20 protein-coding genes are annotated in these 21,844 nt (G+C 71.6%); 10 read left to right on the plus strand and 10 right to left on the minus strand.

Annotated elements, in window-relative coordinates; all coding sequences use genetic code 11:
- Nucleotides 1-176: 176 nt before the first annotated feature.
- The 5 genes from dnaK (at nt 177) to JOF37_RS10850 (ending at nt 5,461) form a co-directional block, all read left to right on the plus strand.
- Complete coding sequence (gene dnaK, locus JOF37_RS10830; RefSeq protein ID WP_210006819.1) at nt 177-2,045, plus strand: molecular chaperone DnaK; 1,869 nt, start codon at nt 177-179, stop codon at nt 2,043-2,045.
- A 2-nt stretch (nt 2,046-2,047) separates the two neighbouring features.
- Nucleotides 2,048-2,659 (plus strand): nucleotide exchange factor GrpE, encoded by a 612-nt coding sequence (locus JOF37_RS10835; protein ID WP_210006820.1) that lies wholly within the window; start codon nt 2,048-2,050, stop codon nt 2,657-2,659.
- Nucleotides 2,660-2,670: 11 nt separating this feature from the next.
- Nucleotides 2,671-3,675 (plus strand): DnaJ C-terminal domain-containing protein, encoded by a 1,005-nt coding sequence (locus tag JOF37_RS10840; protein ID WP_210006821.1) that lies wholly within the window; start codon nt 2,671-2,673, stop codon nt 3,673-3,675.
- A gap of 86 nt (nt 3,676-3,761) precedes the next feature.
- On the plus strand, nt 3,762-4,229 hold the full coding sequence (locus tag JOF37_RS10845) for a heat shock protein transcriptional repressor HspR (RefSeq protein ID WP_210006822.1): 468 nt from the start codon (nt 3,762-3,764) through the stop codon (nt 4,227-4,229).
- 23 nt (nt 4,230-4,252) lie between these two features.
- A complete protein-coding gene (locus JOF37_RS10850) occupies nt 4,253-5,461 on the plus strand; it encodes an AI-2E family transporter (RefSeq protein ID WP_271175051.1) in 1,209 nt (402 codons plus the stop codon).
- Here JOF37_RS10850 and JOF37_RS10855 read toward each other — a convergent pair.
- Complete coding sequence (locus JOF37_RS10855) at nt 5,380-5,973, minus strand: hypothetical protein (protein ID WP_210006823.1); 594 nt, start codon at nt 5,971-5,973, stop codon at nt 5,380-5,382. The genes JOF37_RS10850 and JOF37_RS10855 overlap by 82 nt on opposite strands.
- Nucleotides 5,974-6,200: 227 nt before the next feature.
- Between JOF37_RS10855 and JOF37_RS10860 the strand changes: the two genes are divergently transcribed.
- The 5 genes from JOF37_RS10860 to JOF37_RS10880 all read left to right on the plus strand — a co-directional run bounded on the left by JOF37_RS10860 (nt 6,201) and on the right by JOF37_RS10880 (nt 12,899).
- Nucleotides 6,201-7,349 (plus strand): glycosyltransferase, encoded by a 1,149-nt coding sequence (locus tag JOF37_RS10860; protein WP_245338674.1) that lies wholly within the window; start codon nt 6,201-6,203, stop codon nt 7,347-7,349.
- 2 nt (nt 7,350-7,351) lie between these two features.
- Nucleotides 7,352-8,458, plus strand: coding sequence for a glycosyltransferase (locus JOF37_RS10865; protein WP_210006825.1), 1,107 nt, complete (start codon nt 7,352-7,354; stop codon nt 8,456-8,458).
- 217 nt (nt 8,459-8,675) lie between these two features.
- Entirely contained in the window at nt 8,676-9,695 is a 1,020-nt protein-coding gene (locus JOF37_RS10870; protein ID WP_210006826.1) for a helix-turn-helix domain-containing protein, read from the plus strand.
- A 64-nt stretch (nt 9,696-9,759) separates the two neighbouring features.
- Complete coding sequence (locus JOF37_RS10875; RefSeq protein ID WP_210006827.1) at nt 9,760-11,979, plus strand: ATP-dependent Clp protease ATP-binding subunit; 2,220 nt, start codon at nt 9,760-9,762, stop codon at nt 11,977-11,979.
- 92 nt (nt 11,980-12,071) lie between these two features.
- Nucleotides 12,072-12,899, plus strand: coding sequence for a UbiA family prenyltransferase (locus JOF37_RS10880; RefSeq protein ID WP_210006828.1), 828 nt, complete (start codon nt 12,072-12,074; stop codon nt 12,897-12,899).
- Between the two features lie 31 nt (nt 12,900-12,930).
- Here the strand turns inward: JOF37_RS10880 and JOF37_RS10885 are convergent, their stop codons facing one another.
- From JOF37_RS10885 to JOF37_RS10925, 9 genes are all read right to left on the minus strand, one after another.
- Nucleotides 12,931-14,082, minus strand: a complete 1,152-nt coding sequence (locus tag JOF37_RS10885; protein ID WP_210006829.1) for an FAD-dependent oxidoreductase — start codon at nt 14,080-14,082, stop codon at nt 12,931-12,933.
- Nucleotides 14,075-14,773, minus strand: a complete 699-nt coding sequence (locus JOF37_RS10890; protein ID WP_210006830.1) for a methyltransferase domain-containing protein — start codon at nt 14,771-14,773, stop codon at nt 14,075-14,077. Before JOF37_RS10890 ends, JOF37_RS10885 begins: the two co-directional genes overlap by 8 nt.
- Nucleotides 14,764-15,960, minus strand: a complete 1,197-nt coding sequence (locus tag JOF37_RS10895; protein ID WP_210006831.1) for a type III polyketide synthase — start codon at nt 15,958-15,960, stop codon at nt 14,764-14,766. Before JOF37_RS10895 ends, JOF37_RS10890 begins: the two co-directional genes overlap by 10 nt.
- Nucleotides 15,961-16,089: 129 nt before the next feature.
- Nucleotides 16,090-16,671: a nitroreductase family protein gene (locus JOF37_RS10900; RefSeq protein WP_210006832.1), complete on the minus strand. Its 582-nt coding sequence runs from the start codon at nt 16,669-16,671 to the stop codon at nt 16,090-16,092.
- A gap of 166 nt (nt 16,672-16,837) precedes the next feature.
- Complete coding sequence (locus tag JOF37_RS10905; protein ID WP_210006833.1) at nt 16,838-17,926, minus strand: ABC transporter permease; 1,089 nt, start codon at nt 17,924-17,926, stop codon at nt 16,838-16,840.
- Nucleotides 17,923-18,819: an ABC transporter ATP-binding protein gene (locus JOF37_RS10910; RefSeq protein WP_210006834.1), complete on the minus strand. Its 897-nt coding sequence runs from the start codon at nt 18,817-18,819 to the stop codon at nt 17,923-17,925. The genes JOF37_RS10905 and JOF37_RS10910 overlap by 4 nt, the downstream gene beginning before the upstream one ends.
- Nucleotides 18,820-18,953: 134 nt before the next feature.
- Nucleotides 18,954-19,721, minus strand: a complete 768-nt coding sequence (locus tag JOF37_RS10915) for an ABC transporter ATP-binding protein (protein ID WP_210006835.1) — start codon at nt 19,719-19,721, stop codon at nt 18,954-18,956.
- On the minus strand, nt 19,718-20,749 hold the full coding sequence (locus JOF37_RS10920; RefSeq protein ID WP_271175052.1) for a FecCD family ABC transporter permease: 1,032 nt from the start codon (nt 20,747-20,749) through the stop codon (nt 19,718-19,720). The genes JOF37_RS10915 and JOF37_RS10920 overlap by 4 nt, the downstream gene beginning before the upstream one ends.
- The gene (locus JOF37_RS10925) at nt 20,746-21,789 is read right to left on the minus strand and encodes an ABC transporter substrate-binding protein (protein WP_210006837.1); all 1,044 of its coding nucleotides are present in this window, start codon (nt 21,787-21,789) and stop codon (nt 20,746-20,748) included. Before JOF37_RS10925 ends, JOF37_RS10920 begins: the two co-directional genes overlap by 4 nt.
- Between the last annotated feature and the right edge of the window lie 55 nt (nt 21,790-21,844).

The following is a 21,844-nucleotide window of genomic DNA, read 5'->3' on the forward strand; positions in this document are numbered from 1 at the left end:
ACCCTCAGGTTTCACTCAACGCCTCATCACCTCCGCAAGGCTGGCGAAAGTTGATAGCAGTGCACTCAAGTTCGTTTGACACTCGCAAACCGTCGGCGTATCCTTGAGTCATCGCGGCTCAGGTTGGGCCGCCGCAGACTTCCGATCCACCGAACCGAAAGCAAAGGAGACAACTCATGGCACGTGCAGTGGGTATCGACCTGGGTACGACGAACTCCGTCGTCGCCGTCCTCGAGGGCGGCGAGCCCAAGGTCATCGCCAACGCCGAAGGGCTCCGGACGACCCCCTCGGTCGTCGCATTCACGAAGGACGGCGAGGTGCTCGTCGGCGAGACCGCGAAGCGCCAGGCCGTCACCAACGTCGACCGCACGCTGACCTCGGTCAAGCGCCACATGGGCACGACCTGGAAGACCCAGGCGATCGACGGCAAGGCCTACACGCCGCAGGAGATCTCGGCCCGCATCCTCCAGAAGCTCAAGCGCGACGCCGAGCAGTACCTGGGCGACACCGTCACCGACGCTGTCATCACGGTTCCCGCGTACTTCAACGACGCCGAGCGCCAGGCGACCAAGGAGGCCGGTGAGATCGCGGGCCTCAACGTCCTGCGCATCATCAACGAGCCCACCGCGGCCGCACTCGCCTACGGCCTCGACAAGGGCAAGGAAGACGAGCTCATCCTCGTCTTCGACCTCGGTGGCGGCACGTTCGACGTCTCGCTGCTCGAGGTGGGCAAGGACGACGACTTCTCCACGATCCAGGTGCGCGCGACCGCCGGTGACAACCGACTCGGTGGCGACGACTGGGACCAGCGGGTCGTCGAGTACCTCATCAAGCAGTTCAAGGACACGACCGGCGTCGACGTCTCGGGCGACAAGATCGCTCTCCAGCGCCTCAAGGAGGCCGCTGAGCAGGCGAAGAAGGAGCTCTCGAGCTCGCAGTCGACCTCGATCAACCTGCCCTACCTCTCGCTGACCGACTCGGGCCCTGTCTCGCTGTCCGAGACCCTGTCGCGCGCCAAGTTCGAGGACCTCACCAAGGACCTGCTCGACCGCACCAAGAAGCCGTTCGAGGACGTCATCCGCGAAGCCGGCATCAAGGTCGGCGACATCGACCACGTGGTGCTCGTCGGTGGCTCGACCCGCATGCCCGCCGTGTCGGAGCTCGTCAAGAAGGAAGCCGGCAAGGAGCCCAACAAGGGCGTGAACCCGGACGAGGTCGTCGCCGTCGGCGCCGCCCTGCAGGCCGGTGTCCTCAAGGGCGAGCGCAAGGACGTCCTCCTCATCGACGTCACCCCCCTGAGCCTCGGCATCGAGACCAAGGGCGGCATCATGACCAAGCTCATCGAGCGCAACACCGCCATCCCCACCAAGCGCAGCGAGACCTTCACGACCGCCGACGACAACCAGCCGTCGGTCGCCATCCAGGTCTTCCAGGGCGAGCGCGACTTCACCCGCGACAACAAGCCGCTGGGAACGTTCGAGCTCACCGGCATCGCGCCGGCGCCCCGCGGCATCCCGCAGGTCGAGGTCACCTTCGACATCGACGCGAACGGCATCGTGCACGTCTCGGCGAAGGACAAGGGCACCGGCAAGGAGCAGTCGATGACCATCACGGGCGGCTCGTCGCTGCCCAAGGAGGACATCGAGCGCATGGTGCGCGAGGCCGAGGAGCACGCGGCCGAGGACAAGAAGCGCCGCGAGGCCGCCGAGGTCCGCAACCAGGCCGAGACCCTGTCGTACTCGATCGAGAAGCTCATCGCCGACAACGCCGACAAGCTGCCCGAGGACGTCAAGACCGAGGTCCAGGGCGACGTCGACGCGCTGAAGACCGCTCTCGCGGGCGATGACGACGACGCCGTCAAGACGGCGTTCGACAAGCTCAACGCGTCGCAGGGCAAGCTCGGCGAGGCGATCTACGCGCAGGGTCAGGCCGACCAGGCGCAGGGCACCCCGACCGACGCCCCCACCGGCGACGCCGGCAGCACGGCATCCGATGAGGATGTCGTGGACGCCGAGGTCGTCGACGACGAGGACGAGAAGAAGTAACCATGACCAACAAGGACTTCGAAGAGCCCAACGGCAACGACGAGGTCCTCGGCGAGGAGGGGTCGGAGGCGCGAGTCTCCGGCCCTGACGCGCAAGAGGACACCAGCACCGAGGCGCCGGCCGACGACGAGCTGACGATCGACGACATCCTCGGTGCGGCCCAGTCCGACGAGGCGGCGGTGGCCGAGGCGCCGGCCGAGGAGCACGACCTCCTCCTCGACCTCAAGCGTGTGCAGGCCGAGTACGCCAACTACCGTCGGCGCACGGAGGAGCAGCGCGATGTGGAGATCGAGCGCGCGAAGGGTTCGGTGGCCAAGGGGCTGCTGCCCGTGCTCGACGACCTCGACCGCGCGGGCAAGCACGGTGACCTCGTCGAGGGCTCGCCGCTGGCCGCCATCGCCGAGAAGCTCCGGGGCGTCGTCACGCGGCTGGGCGTCGAGACCTACGGCGCAGCCGGCGAGGCGTTCGACCCGCAGCAGCACGAGGCCATCTTCCAGGCGCCCACTCCGGGCACCACCGAGCCGACGATCCTCGAGGTCGTCGAGGTCGGGTATCGCCTCGGGAGCATTGAGCTGCGTCCGGCGAAGGTCGTCGTCGCCGTGCCGGCCGAATAGGAGGCATCCATATGGCCAGTCAGGACTGGTTCGACAAGGACTTCTACAAGGTGCTCGGCGTCGCGAAGGACGTCTCGGACACCGACCTGAAGAAGACCTACCGCAAGCTCGCGCGCACTTACCACCCCGACTCGACGCAGGGCGATCCTGCGGCCGAGGCCAAGTTCAAGGAGATCAGCGAGGCCTACTCGGTGCTTTCCGACAAGGAGCAGCGGGCCGAGTACGACCAGATCCGGGCGATGGGTTCGGGCAATGCCCGCTTCACCGCGGGCGGCCAGGGCGCCGGCGGGTTCGAAGACGTGTTCAGCGCCTTCAACCAGGGCGCACGCGGCGGCGCCGGCGCGCGCGGTGCGGACTTCGACGACATCTTCGCGATGTTCAATCAGCAGACCGGACGCTCCGGGCGCTTCGGGTCGGGCGGCTTCGGCCGCTCGACCGGGGGCTTCCAGGGCTTCGGCGGCCCGCAGCGCGGTGCCGACGTGACCGCGCGCACGACGCTCGACTTCGCCACGGCCGTGCGCGGCGACACCGTCACGCTGCAGGGCGAGGACGGCAAACCGTTCAAGGTGAAGGTGCCCGCCGGCGTCGCGGACGGCCAGAAGATCCGGCTCCGCGGCCGCGGGCGGCCCTCGCCGGACGGCGGCGAGGCGGGCGACATCGTCGTGTCGGTCACCGTGCGTCCGCATCCCGTGTTCACCCGCGACGGGCTGAACCTGCGCGTCGTGGTGCCCGTCACCTTCACCGAGGCGGCGCTGGGTGCGACCATCGAGGTGCCCACTCTGGGTGGCGACCCCGTCAAGCTGCGTGTGGCTCCGGGCACCCCCTCGGGCCGCGTGCTGCGAGTGAAGGGGCGCGGTGTGAGCACGGCGAAAGGCACCGGCGACCTGCTCGCCGAGGTGCAGGTGGCCGTGCCCGCCCACCTCGACGAAGACGCCCGCGCCGCGCTCGAGCGCTTCGCCGAGCTCGAACCGAAAGAGAATCCCCGCGCCGACCTCATGAACAAGGCGCGGACCTGACCCGGTGCTTCGGCCCGCTGCGCCCGGACTGCCCGGCGGCGCAGTGGGTCGGAGCCCCCGCATCCGACTTCCGGAGGTGAGATCCCATGAGCGACGACGCCATCGACGAGGACGCGCCGATCTTCGCGATCGCCGCTGCCGCCGAGCTCGCCGGCATGCACGCGCAGACCCTGCGCCAGTACGACCGGCTCGGACTCGTGGTGCCCGGGCGCACGCAGGGCGGGTCGCGGCGGTACTCGCTGCGGCACATCCGGCAACTGCGCGAGGTCGCGCGGATGTCGGCCGAGGGCATCAGCCTGCCGGCGATCACGCGCATCCTCGAGCTCGAGAACGAGGTGGCGGGGCTGCGCCGTGAGAAGCGCGAGCTCGAGCAGCGGTTGCGCGACGAGCTGCAGCAGCGACCCGGAGCCCGCGTGTTCGCCGCCGGCGCTACGGGAGCGGTCGTCACCCTGCGCCACGGGGCGCGCGTGCGCCGCGCCACCGAGATCGTGCTCTACCGGCGCCCGACCGACCCGGCGCCCGCTGACGAGCCCCGGGCGACCCCCCCGCGGTGAGCGCCCGGCGATAGCCTGACGGCGTGAGACAGAAGGCCGTGCCGCACCCCGAACCCGTTCCCGGCGTGACCCCTGCCGCCTCCGGCGGTCTGCCGCCGATGCTCCGCATCCTCGTCGGACTCGCCGCCGCCGTCATCGTTCTCGCCGGTCTGTACGCGGCGCGCGAGATCGCCGGACCCCTGCTGCTCGGCGCGGTCATCGTGATCATCTGCCACCCCGTGCGCCGCCCCCTCGAGCGCCGCGGCTGGCCGAGCTGGGCCGCCACCACGGCGGTGATCGCGGTGGCCTACCTCATCCTCGCCGCGCTCGCCGCGATGCTCGCCTACGCGGGCGTGCAGTTCACGCGTCTGGTGACCGACTCGACGCCGCAGCTGCGCGCGACGGCCGACGCCGTCCTGGACTGGCTGCAGGCGATCGGCTTCGAGCAGCAGGTCGCCGACGCCGCGGCATCCGTCCTGCAGCCCGGCACCCTCGCGTCGTTCGCGACGTCGCTGGGCTCGAGCGTGCTGTCGGTGCTGACGGCGTTCTTCTTCGTGCTCGCCTATGTCATCTTCATGGCCGCCGACGGGGCGCGGTACGCGCGCGCCGAGGCGACCTTCGGCGAGCGTGCGCGTCCGACGATGCAGCGCTTCCGCGCGTTCAACCACGGCGTGCGCACGTACTACGTCGTCAATGCGAGCTTCGGTGCCGTCGTCGCGATCATCGACGGACTGGCCCTGTGGGCACTGCAGGTGCCGGCGCCGGTGGTCTGGGCCGTCCTCGCGTTCGTCACCAACTTCGTCCCGAACATCGGCTTCGTCCTCGGTCTCGTGCCGCCTGCGCTCCTCGCGCTGGTCGTCGGGGGCTGGCCACTCATGCTGATCGTCATCGCGATCTACTGCGTCGTCAACGTCACGCTGCAGGTGATGATCCAGCCGAAGTTCGTCAGCGACGCCGTCGACCTGAGCCTCACGCTGAGCTTCTTCTCGGTCATCTTCTGGACGTTCGTGATCGGCCCGCTGGGCGCGATCCTGTCCATCCCCCTGACCCTCCTGGTGCGCGCCCTCGTGTTCGAGTCCGATCCCGGCGCGGGATGGATGCGGTGGCTGTCGGGCGACCGGCAGGCTGTGCCGCGATTCGCCGAGCCCGAGCCCGCTCCGCCCGCCCCGACTCAGGCCGGCGGCAGGCGCAGGGTGTTCGACTTCTCGTCGAGCGTCAGATCATCGACCACGCGCAGCGACCGCGCGAGGTGATCGAGTTCGTCGAGCACGGTGCCGACGCGCTCGCGGTCGCTGCAGACGGCCGACAGGGTCACGAGGTGCGTGCCGGTGTCCCACGTATACGACACGAACGGCGGCGTGCGCGGGTCGGGCGGCAGCGTCATGACGAGCTTCTCGCCGCTGCCCAGGTAGGGCGATCGGAAGTCCTCGGTGTCGTCGTACTCCATCGGCATCATCGCCCGCGCGGTGCGCAGCTGCGGAGTCGCCTCCTGCACCTGCGCGAGGACCACCAGCAGCTCGGGGTCGGCCTTCCACATCCACGCGCGCACGCGGCCGCCCGCGCGGCGCATGAGCATCGGCACAGCCTGGCTCGCTGCCCACGCCGCGAACCGGCCGCCGGGCCGCGGGGCACCGCCGATGGCGGCGTTCGCCTGGCCCAGCAGCATCCCGATCGCGCGCTTGCGGGCGCGGCGCCCGGCGAAGCCGAACGATTCGGTCACGGGCACCCAGCGGGCGGGGTCGGCATCGGCTTCGAGACGGGCCATGCCCCCAGCCTAGGGATGCCGCCTGTGCGTCCGCCCCTCCGTGGCCGGTTTGGTCTCTCCCGGCGGTGCCTCCGGGGGGCGCATCGGGCCCTCGGGTAAGCTCGGGGCCGCCGCGACGGCCACAGCCGCCGGCACGCCGCCGTACAGATTGGGCCTGACCCGTGACCGAATCCACGACGACCGAGGGTGTTCCCGCCGCCCGTTCGCGCGCACCTCTGACCATCGTGATGGGCGCCGACACCTTCGCCCCCGACGTCAACGGCGCCGCCCGCTTCGCCGAGCGCCTGTCGGCGGGGCTCGCCGCGCGCGGACACGACGTCCACATCGTCACGCCGAGCGTGAAGCACTCGCAGTCCGGCACCTTCACCGAGAACATCGAGGGTGTCGATCTCACCGTCCACCGGCTGCCGGGGTGGCGCTGGTACCCGCACGACTGGCTGCGGTTCGTCCTGCCGTGGCGCTCGAAGCACTACGCCCGCCGCGTGCTCGACGAGGTCAAGCCCGACGTGGTCCACAGCCAATCGCACATCGTGATCGGGCGCGGGCTGACGCGCGAGGCCCGCAAGCGCGGCATCCCGGTCGTCGCGACCAACCATGTCATGGCCGAGAACGTCATCGATTTCACGACGCTGCCGCCCTTCCTCGACAAGATCATCATCAAGCTCTGCTGGGACGACGCCCGGCGCACGTTCGAGATGTCGCGCGCCGTGACGACGCCTACGCGCAAGGCGGCCGAGTTCCTCGAGAGCACGATCGACATCTCGGGCGTCATCCCCATCAGCTGCGGCATCGACAAGCGCAACTACACCCCCGACCTCACGCCCCGCGAGCACCGCCGCGTCCTCTTCGTCGGCCGCCTCACGACCGAGAAGCACGTCGAGGTCACCCTGCAGGCGGTGGCCAAGCTCGCGCCCGAGCTGGACGTGCACTTCGACATCGTCGGGGGCGGCGACCAGCGGCGGAACCTCGAGCAGACGGCGCAGCAGCTCGGCATCACCGACCGCGTGACCTTCTACGGGCGCACCGACGAGGCGCAGCTGCGCGCGGCTTACACGCGCGCCGACGTCTTCGCCATCGCGTCGATCGCCGAGCTGCAGTCGATCGCGACGATGGAGGCCATGGCGTCGGGGCTGCCGGTCGTGGCGGCCGACGCCGTCGCGCTGCCCCACCTCGTGCAGTCGGGCGTCAACGGGTACCTGTTCGAACCGGGCAATGTCGACGACCTCGCCGACAAGCTGCGGCGCGTGCTCACAGCCTCACCCGAGGAGTACCTGCGGATGCAGCAGGCGTCGCTCGACGGCGTCGAGATCCACGACATCGAGCGCACCCTCGACACGTTCGAGAAGCTCTACCGCGGCGAGCCGCTCGACGCCTGACGATGCGCCTCTTCTTCGACGCGCGCTACATCCGCACGGACTTCCACGACGGCATCAGCCGGTTCTCGCACGAGCTCGCGCACGCCGTGTACATCGCCGCCCCGAAGGCGGGGGTCGAGGTGACCTTCATCGTGCACGACCCGGCACAGGTGGCTTTCCTGCCCGAGGGGGCGCCGCACGTGACGCTGCACGCGCCGACGTCGGTGCTCGAGCCCGTCGCGGCGCTGCGTCTGAACCGGCACCGCCCCGACGTGGTGTACTCGCCGATGCAGACGATCGGTGCGCTCGGTCGCCGCTTCGCGCTCATCCTCACGCTCCACGACACGATCTACTACCGGCACCGCACACCGCCGCGCGACCTGCCGTGGTTCGTGCGCCTGGGGTGGCGACTGTTCCACCTGTCGTACGCGCCGCAGCGGGCGACGCTCAACGCGGCCGACGTCGTCGCGACGGTCAGCGAGACGAGCAAGCGGCAGTTCGCCGACGTGAAGCTGACGAAGCGCGAGGTGGTCGTGCTGCCCAACGCCCCGCAGCGGCTGGCCGACCTGATGCCGGCGGGGGCGATGCCGGGGGCGGCCGCGCCGCGCAACATCGTCTACATGGGCTCATTCATGCCCTACAAGAACGTCGAGACGCTCGTGCGCGCGATGCAGTGGCTTCCCGGGCGCACCCTTCACCTGCTGAGTCGGATCTCGCCGGCCCGCCGCGCCGAGCTCGAGAGCCTCGCGCCCGACGATGCGCGCATCGTCTTCCACGGGGGAGTGACGGATGCCGAGTACGCGGCGCTGCTGGCGGATGCCGGGGTGCTCGCGACGCTGAGCCTCGACGAGGGATACGGGCTGCCGATCGCCGAGGCGCTCGCGCTGGGCGTGCCGGCCGTCGTGAGCGACATGGAGATCTTCCACGAGGTCGGCGGCGGCGGTGCGCGCTACGTGCCCGCGCGCGACGCGCGGGCGTTCGCCGCAGCGGTGGAGGCCCTCGACGACGACGACGTCCGGGCTCGGACGGTGGCGGCGGGGCGCGCGCACATCTCCCGGTTCACGTGGGAGGAATCGGCGGCCCGACTGCTCGCGGCTTCGCGGCGGGCGCTCGAGCTCCGCTCCCGCTGACGCCCGGGTGCGACGCCGTCATCGGGCAGGCGTGATGGGTCCGTCGCGACGGGGCGGTAGCCGTCCCGCATCGTGATGACGAGCGTTCCGGACGCCGCGGCCAGCGCGGCGAGGACGATGATTCCGAGAAGCAGTGCAGCGGTCATGGCGGAAACGCTACGATGGTCGTCATCCTGCCGCGTCTGGCAGTCGGGACATCTTCCGGAGGAAATCTGCCATGCACACCGTCGCCTGCGTTGTTCAGCCCGGTTTCGCGCCGTTCGAGTTCGGGCTCGCGTGCGAGGCCTTCGGGCTCGACCGCAGCGATGAGGGCATCCGCAACTTCGACTTCCGCATCGTCACCCCCGATCCCGGCGCGGTCGACGCGAACCTGCCGTTTTCGATCAACGTCGACGCCGACCTCTCGTTCGCCGATGAGGCCGATCTCGTCGTCATCACGCCGATCCCGCGGGAGCAGTGGGATGCCGTCGACGAGCGCGTGACCGCGGTCGTGCGCCGTGCCGTCGCTCGGGGTGCGTGGGTGCTGACCGTCTGCAGCGGCGCGTTCGTCGTCGCGGCGTCCGGGGTGCTCGACGGCAAGCGCGCGACGACCCACTGGCGCTATGCCGAGACGATGGCCCGGATGTATCCGGAGATCGACGTCGACCCGGACGTGCTGTACGTGCAGTCGGGGCGCATCATCACCTCGGCCGGCACCGCCGCCGGGCTCGATGCGTGCCTGCACCTGCTGCGTCTCGAGCTGGGCGCCGAGGCGGCCAACACGATCGCGCGCCGGATGGTCGTGCCGCCCCTGCGCGACGGCGGCCAGGCGCAGTTCATCGCGCGCCCGCTGCCGGAGGCGGCGTCGCTCTCGCTCGCCCCCATCACCGACTGGATGATCGAGAACCTGGACCTCGATCTGTCGGTCGACCTGCTGGCGGCCCGCGCGCACATGTCGCCGCGCACCTTCGCCCGCCGGTTCAAGGCCGACTACGGCACCACGCCGGCGGCGTGGCTCGGGCGTCAGCGCATCCTTCGGGCTCAGCGCCTGCTCGAGCAGACCGACCTCGGCCTCGAGCAGGTCGCAGCGGACAGCGGCTTCGGCTCGGCGTCGGTGCTGCGACAGAACTTCGCCCGCGCGCTCGGTCTGAGCCCGTCGGCGTACCGGGCGCGCTTCGCCTGCACGCCCGAGGCGGTCGCAGCAGCCGGTGCCGAGCGCCCCGACGTTGCGCGGATCGCCGAGCCCGTAGCGTCCTGACGGCGTCGGTGATAAACTTGAGTCAGCAAGGCTCAAGTTTAAGCCGAGAGATTTCAGGAGAACCATGAACGCCACTCAGCAGCCGGGACAGGAGGACGCGCGAAGCGCCCTCGAACAGTTCGGCATCAACCTCACCGACCGTGCCCGCCAGGGCAAGCTCGATCCCGTCATCGGTCGCGACAGCGAGATCCGGCGGGTCAGCCAGGTGCTCACGCGTCGCACGAAGAACAACCCCGTCCTCATCGGCGAGCCCGGCGTCGGCAAGACCGCCGTCGTCGAGGGTCTCGCTCAGCGCATCGTCGCGGGCGACGTCGCCGAGAGCCTCAAGAACAAGGAGCTCGTCTCGCTCGACATCTCGGCCCTCGTGGCCGGTGCGATGTATCGCGGGCAGTTCGAGGAGCGCCTCAAGAGCGTCCTCAAGGAGATCACCGAGTCCGACGGCCGCATCATCACCTTCATCGACGAGCTGCATGTGCTCATGGGCGCGGGCGGCGGCGAGGGCTCGGTCGCGGCGTCCAACATGCTCAAGCCGATGCTCGCGCGCGGCGAGCTGCGCCTCATCGGCGCGACCACGCTCGACGAGTACCGCGAGTTCATCGAGAAGGATGCCGCGCTCGAACGCCGCTTCCAGCAGGTCTACGTCGGCGAGCCGAGCGTCGAAGACACGATCGCGATCCTCCGCGGCCTCAAGGAGCGCTACGAGGCCCACCACAAGGTCGCGATCGCCGACGGTGCCCTCGTCGCGGCGGCATCCCTGTCGAACCGCTACATCCCCTCGCGACAGCTGCCCGACAAGGCGATCGACCTGATCGACGAGGCCGCGTCGCGCCTGCGCATGGAGATCGACTCGGCGCCCCTCGAGATCGACGAGCTGCGTCGTCACGTCGACCGGCTCAAGCTCGAGGAGCTGGCGCTGAAGAAGGAGAAGGATGCCGCGTCGCGCGAGCGTCTCGACGCCCTCCGCGCGACGCTGAAGGACGAGCAGCAGAAGCTCGATGACTTGCAGGCGCGCTGGGAGCGCGAGCGGGCGTCGCTCAACCGCGTCGGCGACCTGAAGACGCGCCTCGACGCTGCCCGCGTCGAGGCCGAGCGGGCCCAGCGCGAGGGCAACCTCGAGAAGGCGTCGCGCCTGCTGTACGCCGAGATCCCCGCGCTCGAGCGCGAGGTCGTCGAGGCCGAGCGCGCCGAGACCGCCGTCGACGGTCCCGAGCGGATGGTCAACGAGCAGGTCACCGACGAGGACATCGCCGCCGTGATCGCCGCGTGGACCGGCATCCCCGTCGGACGCCTGCTGCAGGGCGAGACCGAGAAGCTCGTCCGGCTGGAGTCCGAACTCGGCAAGCGCCTCATCGGGCAGAAGGTCGCGGTCAAGGCCGTCGCCGACGCCGTGCGCCGCTCGCGCGCCGGGATCAGCGATCCGAACCGCCCGACGGGCTCGTTCCTCTTCCTCGGACCGACCGGTGTCGGCAAGACCGAGCTCGCCAAGGCGCTCGCGGAGTTCCTCTTCGACGACGAGCACGCCATGGTGCGCATCGACATGTCGGAGTACGGCGAGAAGCACTCCGTCTCGCGTCTGGTCGGCGCCCCTCCCGGGTACATCGGCTACGAGCAGGGCGGTCAGCTGACCGAGGCCGTGCGGCGGCGCCCGTACTCGGTCGTGCTGCTCGACGAGGTCGAGAAGGCCCACCCCGAGGTGTTCGACGTGCTGCTGCAGGTCATGGACGACGGCCGCCTCACCGACGGCCAGGGGCGCACGGTCGACTTCCGCAACGTCATCCTGATCCTGACCTCGAACCTGGGCTCGCCGATCCTCATCGACCCGACGCTGAGCCTGGAGCAGAAGCGCGAGCAGGTGCAGATCCTGCTGCGGCAGGCGTTCCGGCCCGAGTTCCTCAACCGTCTCGACGACACGGTCATGTTCGAGGCGCTCAGCCAGGACGACCTCGCGCAGATCGTCGAGCTGTCGGTCGACGCGCTGCAGCGCCGGCTCAAGGACCGTCGTCTCTCGCTCGCCGTGACCCCCGATGCCCGCGCCTGGCTGGCCGAGCGCGGCTACGACCCGGTGTTCGGAGCGCGGCCGCTGCGCCGCCTCATCCAGTCCGAGATCCAGGACCGCCTCGCCATGGCGATCCTGTCGGGCGGCGTCCACGACGGCGACGTCGTGCGGGTGGATGTCGCCGCCGACGGCTCGGCGCTCGTGCTCACGAGCGCCGGCCCCGCGTCGGAGCCGGCGTCAGCGGCATCGGACGACGAGGTGATCGAGGCCGAGCTGCTCGACGACTGATCGCGGCGCGTCGGCGTCCGCTTCCGCCGGAACCGATCTCCTCGGGCGCAAGCCCCGCGGGGCGATCGGTTCCGGCGTGGAAGCATAGGGGCATGCGCACCGTACGGGCCCTGTGGGGCGCCTCCCATCCCGGACCGGCGCTCGTCGTCACGACCCTCTCGCTCGCCCTCGGCCTCGCCGCGGGCCTCGAGCCGTGGCGCGTCGTGGTGCTCGTCGCTGCCGTGCTGTTCGGCCAGCTGTCGATCGGCATCTCGAACGACGCGATCGACCGCGAGCGCGACCGCGCGGTGGGCCGCCGCGACAAGCCGCTCGTGCGCGACGAGGTGTCGAACCGGACGGCGTGGACGGCGGCGATCGGCTCGGTCGTCGTCGCGCTCGCACTGTCGGTGCCGCTCGGATGGGGGATGCTGCTGGCGCACATCGTCACGATCGGCGCGGGCTGGGCGTACAACGTGGGGCTCAAGGGCACCGCGGTGTCGATCGTCCCGTTCATCGTGAGCTTCGGGCTCTTCCCCTCGCTCGCCACCCTCGCCGCTCCCGAGCCCGAGCTGGCCGCCCCGTTCGCGGCCCTCGCCGGCGCCGCGCTCGGCTCGGCTGTGCACTTGACCAACGTGCTGCCCGACCTCGACGACGACCGGGCCACCGGAATCCGCGGACTGCCGCACCGGCTCGGTGCGACGGCGTCGGTGCTCGTCGCGGTGGCGGGCGTCGTCGTCGCGGCGCTTGCGGTCGTGCTCGGCGGCGGCGGCGACGGCCTGCTTCCGTGGCTCTTCTTCGCCGCCGTGGTCGCCCTGGCCATCGCCGTCGTCGTACGGATGCGGCTGCGCGGGCCCGATCGCACCGGTTTCCGCCTCGTCATGGCGGCCGCGCTGCTGCTGGCCGTCCAGCTCGTGGTCACGGCCGGCGCACTCGCCGCCTGATCCGCGGCGCCGCCCGAGCCGGCACGCGGCGTCAGCGGGCGGCGGCGTCGAGCCCCATCGCGTACGCATGCGGGACGAGTGATCCCGTCGCCGCCAGAGCCGCGCCCAGCGTGCGTCCGCGCAGGGCGTGGGTCGCGGCGCTCACGGGGCGGCCGAGGCGCATGTTGACCGCCGCCATCCGCCCCGCCGTGCGGGCCGACCGCAGCCGCTCGCGCTCCCAGCGGGTGAGCGCCGCGGCCGGCTCGACCCCGGTGCGGATCCACTCCGCGAGCAGAGGCGCCAGGGTGACGGCATCCAGCAGGCCGAGGTTCATGCCCTGTCCGCCGATGGGGCTGATCTCGTGCGCGGTGTCGCCGATGACGACGAGGCGGCCGCGGCGCATCGCGGGCGCGAGCACGCGACGCACGCGGAAGCCGGTGGCGCTCGTGAGCGTCTCGGCGGCGTCGGCCTCGCCGCGCTCACGCAGCGCTGTGCGCAGTCGCGCGAGCCGGGCGTCGGGCTCATCGGCGGCGGGATGGTCGGCGACGGCATCCCATGCGACGAAACGTCGACGTCCGCCCGGAAGGGGGAACGACTCCAGCACGCCGGCAGCGGCGAGGTGGACGACGGCGGTGTCGGCGTCGGGCCGGTCGGGCACGTCGGCGTCGCTCATGAGGTAGCGGTCGGGGTAGCTCGTGCGGCGCACCGCGCCCGCACGGAAGACGAGGTCCCGCGCGCCGACTCCGGCGGCCACCACCACGATCGGGGCGCGCAGCTCGTCGTCGCCGCGCGGGCCGGTGACGCGCACCCGGACGTCCGCGTCGCCGGCACGCACCGCCGTGACGGCCGTTCCCCGCCGGGGGGCGGGCGCGCCGACGGCGAGCGCGGCCTCGGTTCGCGCCTGCGGGAGCGTCGCGACGTAGGGATGCCGCACCGACAGCCTGTCGAAGCGCACGACCCCCAGCAGCGCGCCGTCGCTGCGCGCTTCGCCGCGCGACACCCGCACGGCGTCCGCGAGGATGCGGTCGGTCGCGCCGCCCGCCTCGAGGGCGGCGAGCACCGGCGCGTGCAGGCCGATGGCGCGCGACCCGTCACCGGCGTTCGGTCGCCGCTCGACGATCTCGACGTCGACCCCGCGGCGGGCGAGCTCGGCCGCCAGCGTGGTTCCCACGGGACCCGCGCCGATGACGATGACCTCAGGCACGACCCGAGCCTACGGCGAGCAGCCGGAACGGCGCCGGGCGCAGCACATGCCAGGTGCCGTGGCGGGCGAGCGACAGGCGCAGCTCGGGTGCCCGGTAGCTGCGACGGATCGAGCGCAGCCCGTCGGTGCGCAGGAACGTGCCGCGCTGCAGCGGAAGGATCCCGGCGGCGTAGAGGGCGTAGGCGGTGCGGCCGCGCTCGATGTCGGCGTGCAGCACGAGACCGGTCGACAGGGCGAGCGAGTCGTCGAGGAACGAGCGCAGCTCGGGCTCGCCGAGGTGGTGCAGCACGTGGTTGGAGATGACCGCGTCGAAGCGCTCGCCGGTCGCACGAAGCGCGGTGGAGTCGGTGCTGCGGAACTCCACGCCCGGGCGGGCGCGCTCGCGCGCGACGGCGAGAGCCCGTGGGTCGGGGTCGATGCCGAGCCACTCGACGCGCAGGCCGTCGCGCTCGGCGAGGCCGGCGAGGCGCGCCGTGACGTCGCCACCGCCCGAGCCGATGTCGAGCACACGCGCCGGACGGTCGAGACGGGCGAGGGCGGGTCGCAGGTGCCGTCGCCAGACCGTGCCCCAGCCGCTGACGGCGCGATTGACGACGTCGAAGCGTCGCAGCGTGGCCGCCAGCGCGACCGGATCGCAGTCCGGATCGTCCATCAGCTCGCGCAGGTCGACGTCGCGGTGCCTCAGGTCCACGACGCGACGGGCTCGGTCAGGGCGGCATCGGCGTGCACGGGTTCGAGGTTCGCGACGCCGGCCGTGAGCAGTGCCGCCTCCATCGTGAGGCCGGGCCCGAAGGCGAGCGTGGCGATCGTCTCGCCGTCGCGCAGGTCGTCGCCCTGCAGCAGCGAGCGCAGGATGAACAGGATCGTCGCGCTCGACATGTTGCCGTAGTCGCGCAGCACCGCCCGGGATGTCGCGAGCGCGTCGGCGGGCAGTCCGAGTCCCGCCTCGACCCGGTCGACGACCGCGCGGCCGCCGGGGTGGACCGCCCACGTGTCGACCGACGCTCCGCCGAGGAAGCCGTCGACGGCATCCCGGATCTCACGCCCGATGATGCGGGGCACCTCGGCGGAGAGGACCATCTCGAAACCGGCGTCGCCGATGGTCCATGTCATGTCGCGTTCACCGTCATCGGTGACCGCGGTGGCGAACCGCTCGAGGTCGAGCCAGCGCTCACCGCGCCGGGACGGGTCGGCGCTCACGACCGCTGCGGCCGCGCCGTCGGCGAAGAGCGACGCGGCGAGGATCTGATCGGGATCGTCGGCGACGCGGAAGTGCAGCGTGCACAGCTCGGCGCAGACGACGAGTACGACCGCCTCGGGCTGCGCCGCGCACATGCGGGCCGCTGCGCGCAGGGCCGGCACGGCGGCGGCGCACCCGATGAAGCCGAGGTGGTAGCGCTCGACGCTCGTGGGCAGGCCGAGGTCGCGCACCAGGCGGTAGTCGGGTCCGGGGGCGAACATCCCCGTGCACGAGACGGTGACGACGTGGGTGACGTCGGCGGGATCGACGGATGCCTCAGCGAGCGCTTGTCGCGCAGCGTCGGCGAACAGCGCGGGGGCCGTGGCGATGTACGTGTCGTTGCGGGCGCCCGTCGGCGGCGACAGCAGGCGGCCTGCGTCGTCGACGACCGGCAGGCGCTCAGCGGCGGTCGCCGGGTCGTCGGCGAGGGTGGCCGTGCTGCGACCCGCGAGGGCGTCGGCCAGTTCCGTCAGCACGGTGTGCCGGGTCTCGATGGCGGAGGCGTCGAACGCGGCGCGGACGAGTCGTTGCGAGAGTCGACCGATGCCGGGCTGCGACGCGAACAGATCGCGCACGGCGTCCTGTTCCAGCACGGCCGGCGGCACAGCGGTGCCGATCGACAGGATTCGGGCGGTCATGCTTGACGATAACCGGCCGCGGGGGTCTCACGGGCGGTACTGTCGCACGACCCGGGTGTCGTCTATGGTGCGGATGCACGAGCGCCCCGCGAGCCAGGGCTCGGCGGGGCGCTGCGCGGTGTGGACCGGTCAGTCGTCGATCAGCACCGACTCGGCGACGGGGCGACGCGTCCGGGGCGAGAGCTCGCGCTCGCGGACGGCGGCGGGAGCGGCATCCACGTCGCCGAGGTCGCCGACCGCCATGACCGTGATCGGCACGAGGGGCGCCTCGATGCCGAGCTGCTCGGCGAGGACGACCGGGTCGAAGCCCGTCATCTGGTGCGTGTACAGGCCGGCGGCGTGCGCCTGCACCGTGAAGTGCGCGGCCGCCTGCCCGAGGTCGTACAGGGCGGTGGGCACAGGCTTTCCGTCGATCTCGGTCTGAGCGACGAAGACGATGAGGGCTCCGGCCGGGCCGGCCCAGGCCTTGTTGAAGTCGACGAGAGCCGAGACGACCTTCTCGTGCGTCGCGGTGCCGCGGCGGGCGACGACGAAGCGCCACGGCTGGGCGTTGAACGCCGACGGAGTCCAGCGTGCCGCCTCGAGCGCGCTCGCGAGAGCGTCGTCATCGACGGGCGTGACGTCGTCGTACAGGCGGGTGCTCCAGCGGGCGGCGAGGATGTCGAGGATCGGGGCGTCGGTGTCGGCGACGCGCTCTTCAACGAGGGACATGGGTTTCTCCGGTTCGTTCGGCGGACAGCGGCGGACGCCATCGTCCCGTCACCGCAACGACGCGGCATCCCTCCTCATTCCCCGAACACGCGCGAAAGTGGCGCCGGGCGGCAGTCCCTGGCGGGATGCCGCACCCGGCGCCACCGTCGCGGCGAGGGGCGCGGGCTCAGCGGCGCAGCGCCTCGGCGAGCTTCACGCGGGCGCCCATGCGCAGCAGCGAGTTCTCGTAGATCTTCGCGCCCACGAGGATCGCGCCGACGCAGGTCACGAGCAGGATCGCGAGCGAGAGCAGCGGCTCCCACCACAGCGCGTCGCCGAGGAACAGGCGCATCGGCATGCCGACGGGCGCCGAGAAGGGCACGTACGACATGATGCCGAGGATCAGCGGGTTGTCCCAGGCGAAGATGACGAGGAAGTACGGCGCCATGACCAGCATGAGCAGCGGCGTCGTCGTCGCGCCGATGTCCTCCTGACGCGAGACCATCGCGGCGGCCGCCGCGAACAGCGACGCCAGCAGCACGAACCCGAAGAGGAAGAACACCGCGAACCAGGCGATGGGGGCGCCGATGCCGGTCAGCAGCTCGGTCTGGTCGGTCACCGTGAGGCCGACGACCGCCACCGCCGCCAGGATGAGGATCTGCCCCATCGCCAGCACCGTGTTGCCGATCACCTTGCCCGCCAGCAGGGCCCGGACGGGAACCGCCGAGATCAGCAGCTCCACGACGCGGGTCTGCTTCTCTTCGACGACCGACTGGGCGATGGTCGCACCGAAGATCTGCGCCGAGATGAAGAACACCGCGCCGAAGCCGATCGCGACGATGTACCCGAGGAAGCCCGCGTCGCCGGAGGGGTCGAGCAGCTCGACGGGCGGCAGCTGCGCGAGTGAGAGCAGGATCGTGTTCGACACCGAGGTGTCGCCGATGACGACGAAGCCCACCGGCGAGGCGCTGTCGGCGACGATCGCGGCGTCGACGTCGCCGTCGCGCACGGCGGACTCGGCCGCGGCCCGGTCGGCGACCTCCTGCAGCTCGAGCCCCGGTGTGCCCTCGACGTAGGTGGCGGCGTCGGCGCTCACGGCGACCGGCGCACCGCTGTCGTTGCCGGCCGAGAAGCCGCCCCACACCACGAGGGCCAGGGCGCCGAGGAAGAGGATCGCGAACGAGATGACGAACGACTTGCTGCGCAGCTTCGAGCCGATCTCGCGCTCGGCGACGAGCCAGGTGCTCTGGGCGAATGAGGGGGATGCGGCGCTCACGGGGCGACCTCCTGGATGACTTCGGTGAAGATCTGGGCGAGGGAGGGATGCCGCGGCGTGAAGCTCGCCACGTCACCCTGATCGACCGCGCGGCGCAGGACGCGCTGCGCGGTCTCGTCGGCGTCGACGTCGAACAGCGCGTAGCCGCCGTCGAACTCGATCACCGTGACGCCCGGCTCGGTGCGCAGCCAACCGGCGTCGCCGGTCGAGACGAGCTCGTAGCGGTGGCCCTGGTGCTGCCGGCGCAGGCCCTCGCGGGTGCCTGCGGCGCGGATCGTGCCGCCGGCGATGATGACGAGGTCGTCGCACAGACGCTCGACGACGTCGAGCTGGTGGGACGAGAACAGCACGCCGACGCCGCTCGCGGCTCGTGTCTGGAGGACTCCCGCGACGACGTCGACCGCGATCGGGTCGAGGCCCGAGAACGGCTCGTCGAGGATCAGCACCTGCGGGTCGTGGACGAGCGCCGCAGCGATCTGCGCGCGCTGCTGGTTGCCGAGGGAGAGGGTCTCGATGTTGTCGTTCAGGCGCTCGCCGAGGCCGAGCTCTTCGAGCAGCGACCGGGCGCGCGTCGTGGCGTCGGCCTTCGAGAACCCGTGCAGCCGGGCGAGGTAGACGATCTGCTCGAGCACCTTCATCTTCGGGTACAGACCGCGCTCCTCGGGCATGTACCCGAACCGGCGACGGTCGGCCGCGGTGAGCGGTGCGCCGTCGAGCGTGACGCCGCCGGCGTCCGCCGACAGCACCCCGAGCATGATCCGCATCGTCGTGGTCTTGCCCGCGCCGTTCCCGCCGACGAAACCGGTCAGGCGCCCGTCGGGCACCCGGAACCCCACGTCGTCGAGCACGCGGTGCGTGCCGTAGCTCTTGGTGATGCCGCTCAGTTCGAGCATTCCGCCTCCTTGTCCGATGCTTCAACGCTAGGGATCGGGCGGGTGCGGACACCTCCCCCCTGCGGCGGATCTCCGGGCGGCGGCGCCCGCCGGGCGGGGGAGGACCGGAGGGGGGAGGCTCGGTGAGGAGGGCGCTATCGGGAGCGGGTGTAGGTGATGACGGGGTGCCCGCGCCGCTCGTCCCACGCGACCTCGGCCTCGACGCCGTACACGCTCGAGATCAGCGGGGCGGTCAGGACCTCGCGCGGCGGTCCGCCGGCCACGACGCGTCCCTGCTGCATCACGAGCACGCTGTCGCAGTACATCGCGGCGAGGTTCAGGTCGTGGATGGCGACGACGGTCGTCACCGGCAGCGCGCACACCAGGTCGAGCAGCTCGAGCTGGTGCCGGATGTCGAGGTGGTTGGTCGGCTCGTCCAGCAGCAGCTCCCGCGGTTCCTGGGCGAGCGCGCGGGCGATCTGGGCACGCTGCCGCTCGCCGCCCGACAGCGTGTGCCACAGGCGCTCGGCGTGCTCGGTCAGCCCGACGTGGGCGAGCGCCCGGTCGACCGCGGCCTCGTCGGCTTTCGCGTCGCCGCCGAAGGTCCCGCGGTGCGGGATGCGGCCGAGGCGGGCCACGTCGCGGACGGTGATGTCGACCTCGGTGTCGGCGTGCTGGCTGACCGAGGCGATCGTGCGTGCGGCCCGCCGCCGCCCGACTCGCGTCAGGTCCTCGCCGTCGAGGGTCACCCATCCGGCGGTGGGGCGGACGAGCCCGTGCAGCACGCGCAGGAGCGAGGACTTCCCCGAGCCGTTGGGACCCAGGAGTCCTAGGGTGCGCCCGGGCTCGGGCTCGACCGTGACCCCGTCGACGACGAGCGACCCGCCGCGGGCCCACGAGACGTCGCGCGCGTGGAGCGTCATGAGCGCCGCCTCCGTCGCGCGAGCAGAGCCATGAAGACGGGGACGCCGACGAGCGCCGTCCCGACCCCGACGGGCAGCGGTGTCGGCGAGAAGACCACGCGCGAGCCGGCATCCACCCACACCATGAACAGCGCGCCGATGATCGCCGTCGCGGGGATCAGCCGGTGGTGCCGTGACCCCACGACCAGGCGGGCGGCGTGCGGGAGGACGAGTCCGACGAAGCCGATGGCGCCCGCGACGCTCACGAGCGTCGCGGTGATGAGCGCGGTCGACAGCAGCAGGACGGTGCGCGTGGCGCGGACGTGCACCCCGAGAGATGCAGCGACCTCGTCGCCGAAGGCGAACGCGTCGAGGGCATGCGCGTAGCGCAGGCACACCACCGAGCCGAGGGCCACGACGATCACGCACAGCTGGACGTCGTCCCACCGCACCCCCTCGAGCGACCCGAGCAGCCAGAACATCACGCCGCGGGTCTCGTCGGAGTCGGCGAATGCGAAGACGATGAGCGAGGTCAGGGCGGAGAACAGCTGCGTGCTCGCGACACCGGCGAGCACGACGCGGTCGTTCCCGCCGCCCGACAGGCGCGCCAGCAGCAGCACGAGTCCGAAGGCGAGCAGGGCGCCGATGAAGGCACCGCCCGAGACGCCGAGCGCGGCACCACCGAGGCCCAGGATGCCGATCGCGACCGCGCCCGTGGACGCGCCCGACGAGATGCCCAGGATGAACGGGTCGGCGAGGGGATTGCGCAGCAGCGACTGCATGATGACGCCGCAGAGCCCGAGCCCCGCGCCGCACGCGGCGGCCACCAGGGCGCGGGGCAGCCGCTCCTCCCACACGATGGCGTCCTTCGCGACGCGGACGGGGATGTCGGTGAGCCCGAGGTGGTTGGTGACGATGTCGCGGACGTTGACGAGCAGGATGTCCGCCGGGCCGAGCGTGATCGCAGCGCCCACGGATGCGAGCAGCAGCAGGGCGCCGGCGGCGAGCAGGCCCGCTGTCGCCAGAACGCGCGTGGAGCGCGGGCTCACAGCTCGTCGCGATGCGCGCGCCACCAGGCCTCGATCTTCTCGAGGCCGTCGACGAACCGGATGGACGGGTTCAGCTCGGCGCCGTGCAACGCGATGTACCGCTCGTTCTGCACGGCATCCATCGTCCGGGTCAGCGGGTCGGACTCGAGGAAGGCGATCTTGTCGTCGAGGCGGTCACCGGGGAAGCGGTCGCGCTGCAGGTCGCCGAGAACCAGCACGTCGGGATCCCGCGCCACGAGGTTCTCCCACGTCGTCGCCGGCCAGTCGTCGGTGAGGTCGGAGAAGACGTTGTCGAAGCCCGTCGTCGAGGCCAGCAGGGCAGCCGAGCCCAGGCCTCCGGCGACGTAGGGCGTCTTCGTGTCGGCGAACCAGAACGCGACGCTCGCCCCCGCGGCATCCATCTCGTCCGTCGCGGCCGCCGCGCGCGCCTGCAGGTCGGCGATCAGCGCGTCGGCGCGGTCGGACACGTCGAAGATCTCGCCGAGCTCGGCGATCTCGTCGTACAGGGCGTCGATCGTGAGGGGTGTCGTGCGCGTGCCGCCGCCGTTGACGCTCTCGCCGTTGTCGCAGTCGGTGGGGGAGAGGTAGCTGGGGATGCCGGTCTCGGCGAAGCGAGCGCGCTCCGCGACGCCGCCCGCCGCGAAGTGCCGCCCGAACGAGGCCGTCACGAAGTCGGGATCGGCGCCGAGGACGACCTCGTACGTCGGGGCATTGTCGGCCAGGCGGGGCACCGCGGCGTTGGCCTCGGCGAGCGCGGGCAGGATCGGGTCGGTCCACGAGGCCGTGCCGACGATCCGGTCGGCCAGGCCCAGCGATAGCAGGATCTCGGTCGAGTTCTGGTCGAGCGACACCACGCGCTGCGGTGCGCTCTCGATCGTCACCTCGGTGCCGCAGTTGTCGATCACGAGCGGATAGGTGGTCGTGCCCGCCCCGGGTTGCACCGCCGCCGCCCGGTCGACGGCCTCGGACGCTCCGCACGCGGTGAGCGCGAGGGCGATCGCCGGGGCGAGGACGAGGCTGAGGGCGACGCGAGGGCGCATGGCGGTCTCCTGAAAAAGCGAGGCATCGGTGAGAGGCGGGCGCACGCGGGCGGTG

Origin of the sequence: Microbacterium imperiale, assembly GCF_017876655.1 — a bacterium.
Classification (GTDB): domain Bacteria; phylum Actinomycetota; class Actinomycetes; order Actinomycetales; family Microbacteriaceae; genus Microbacterium; species Microbacterium imperiale.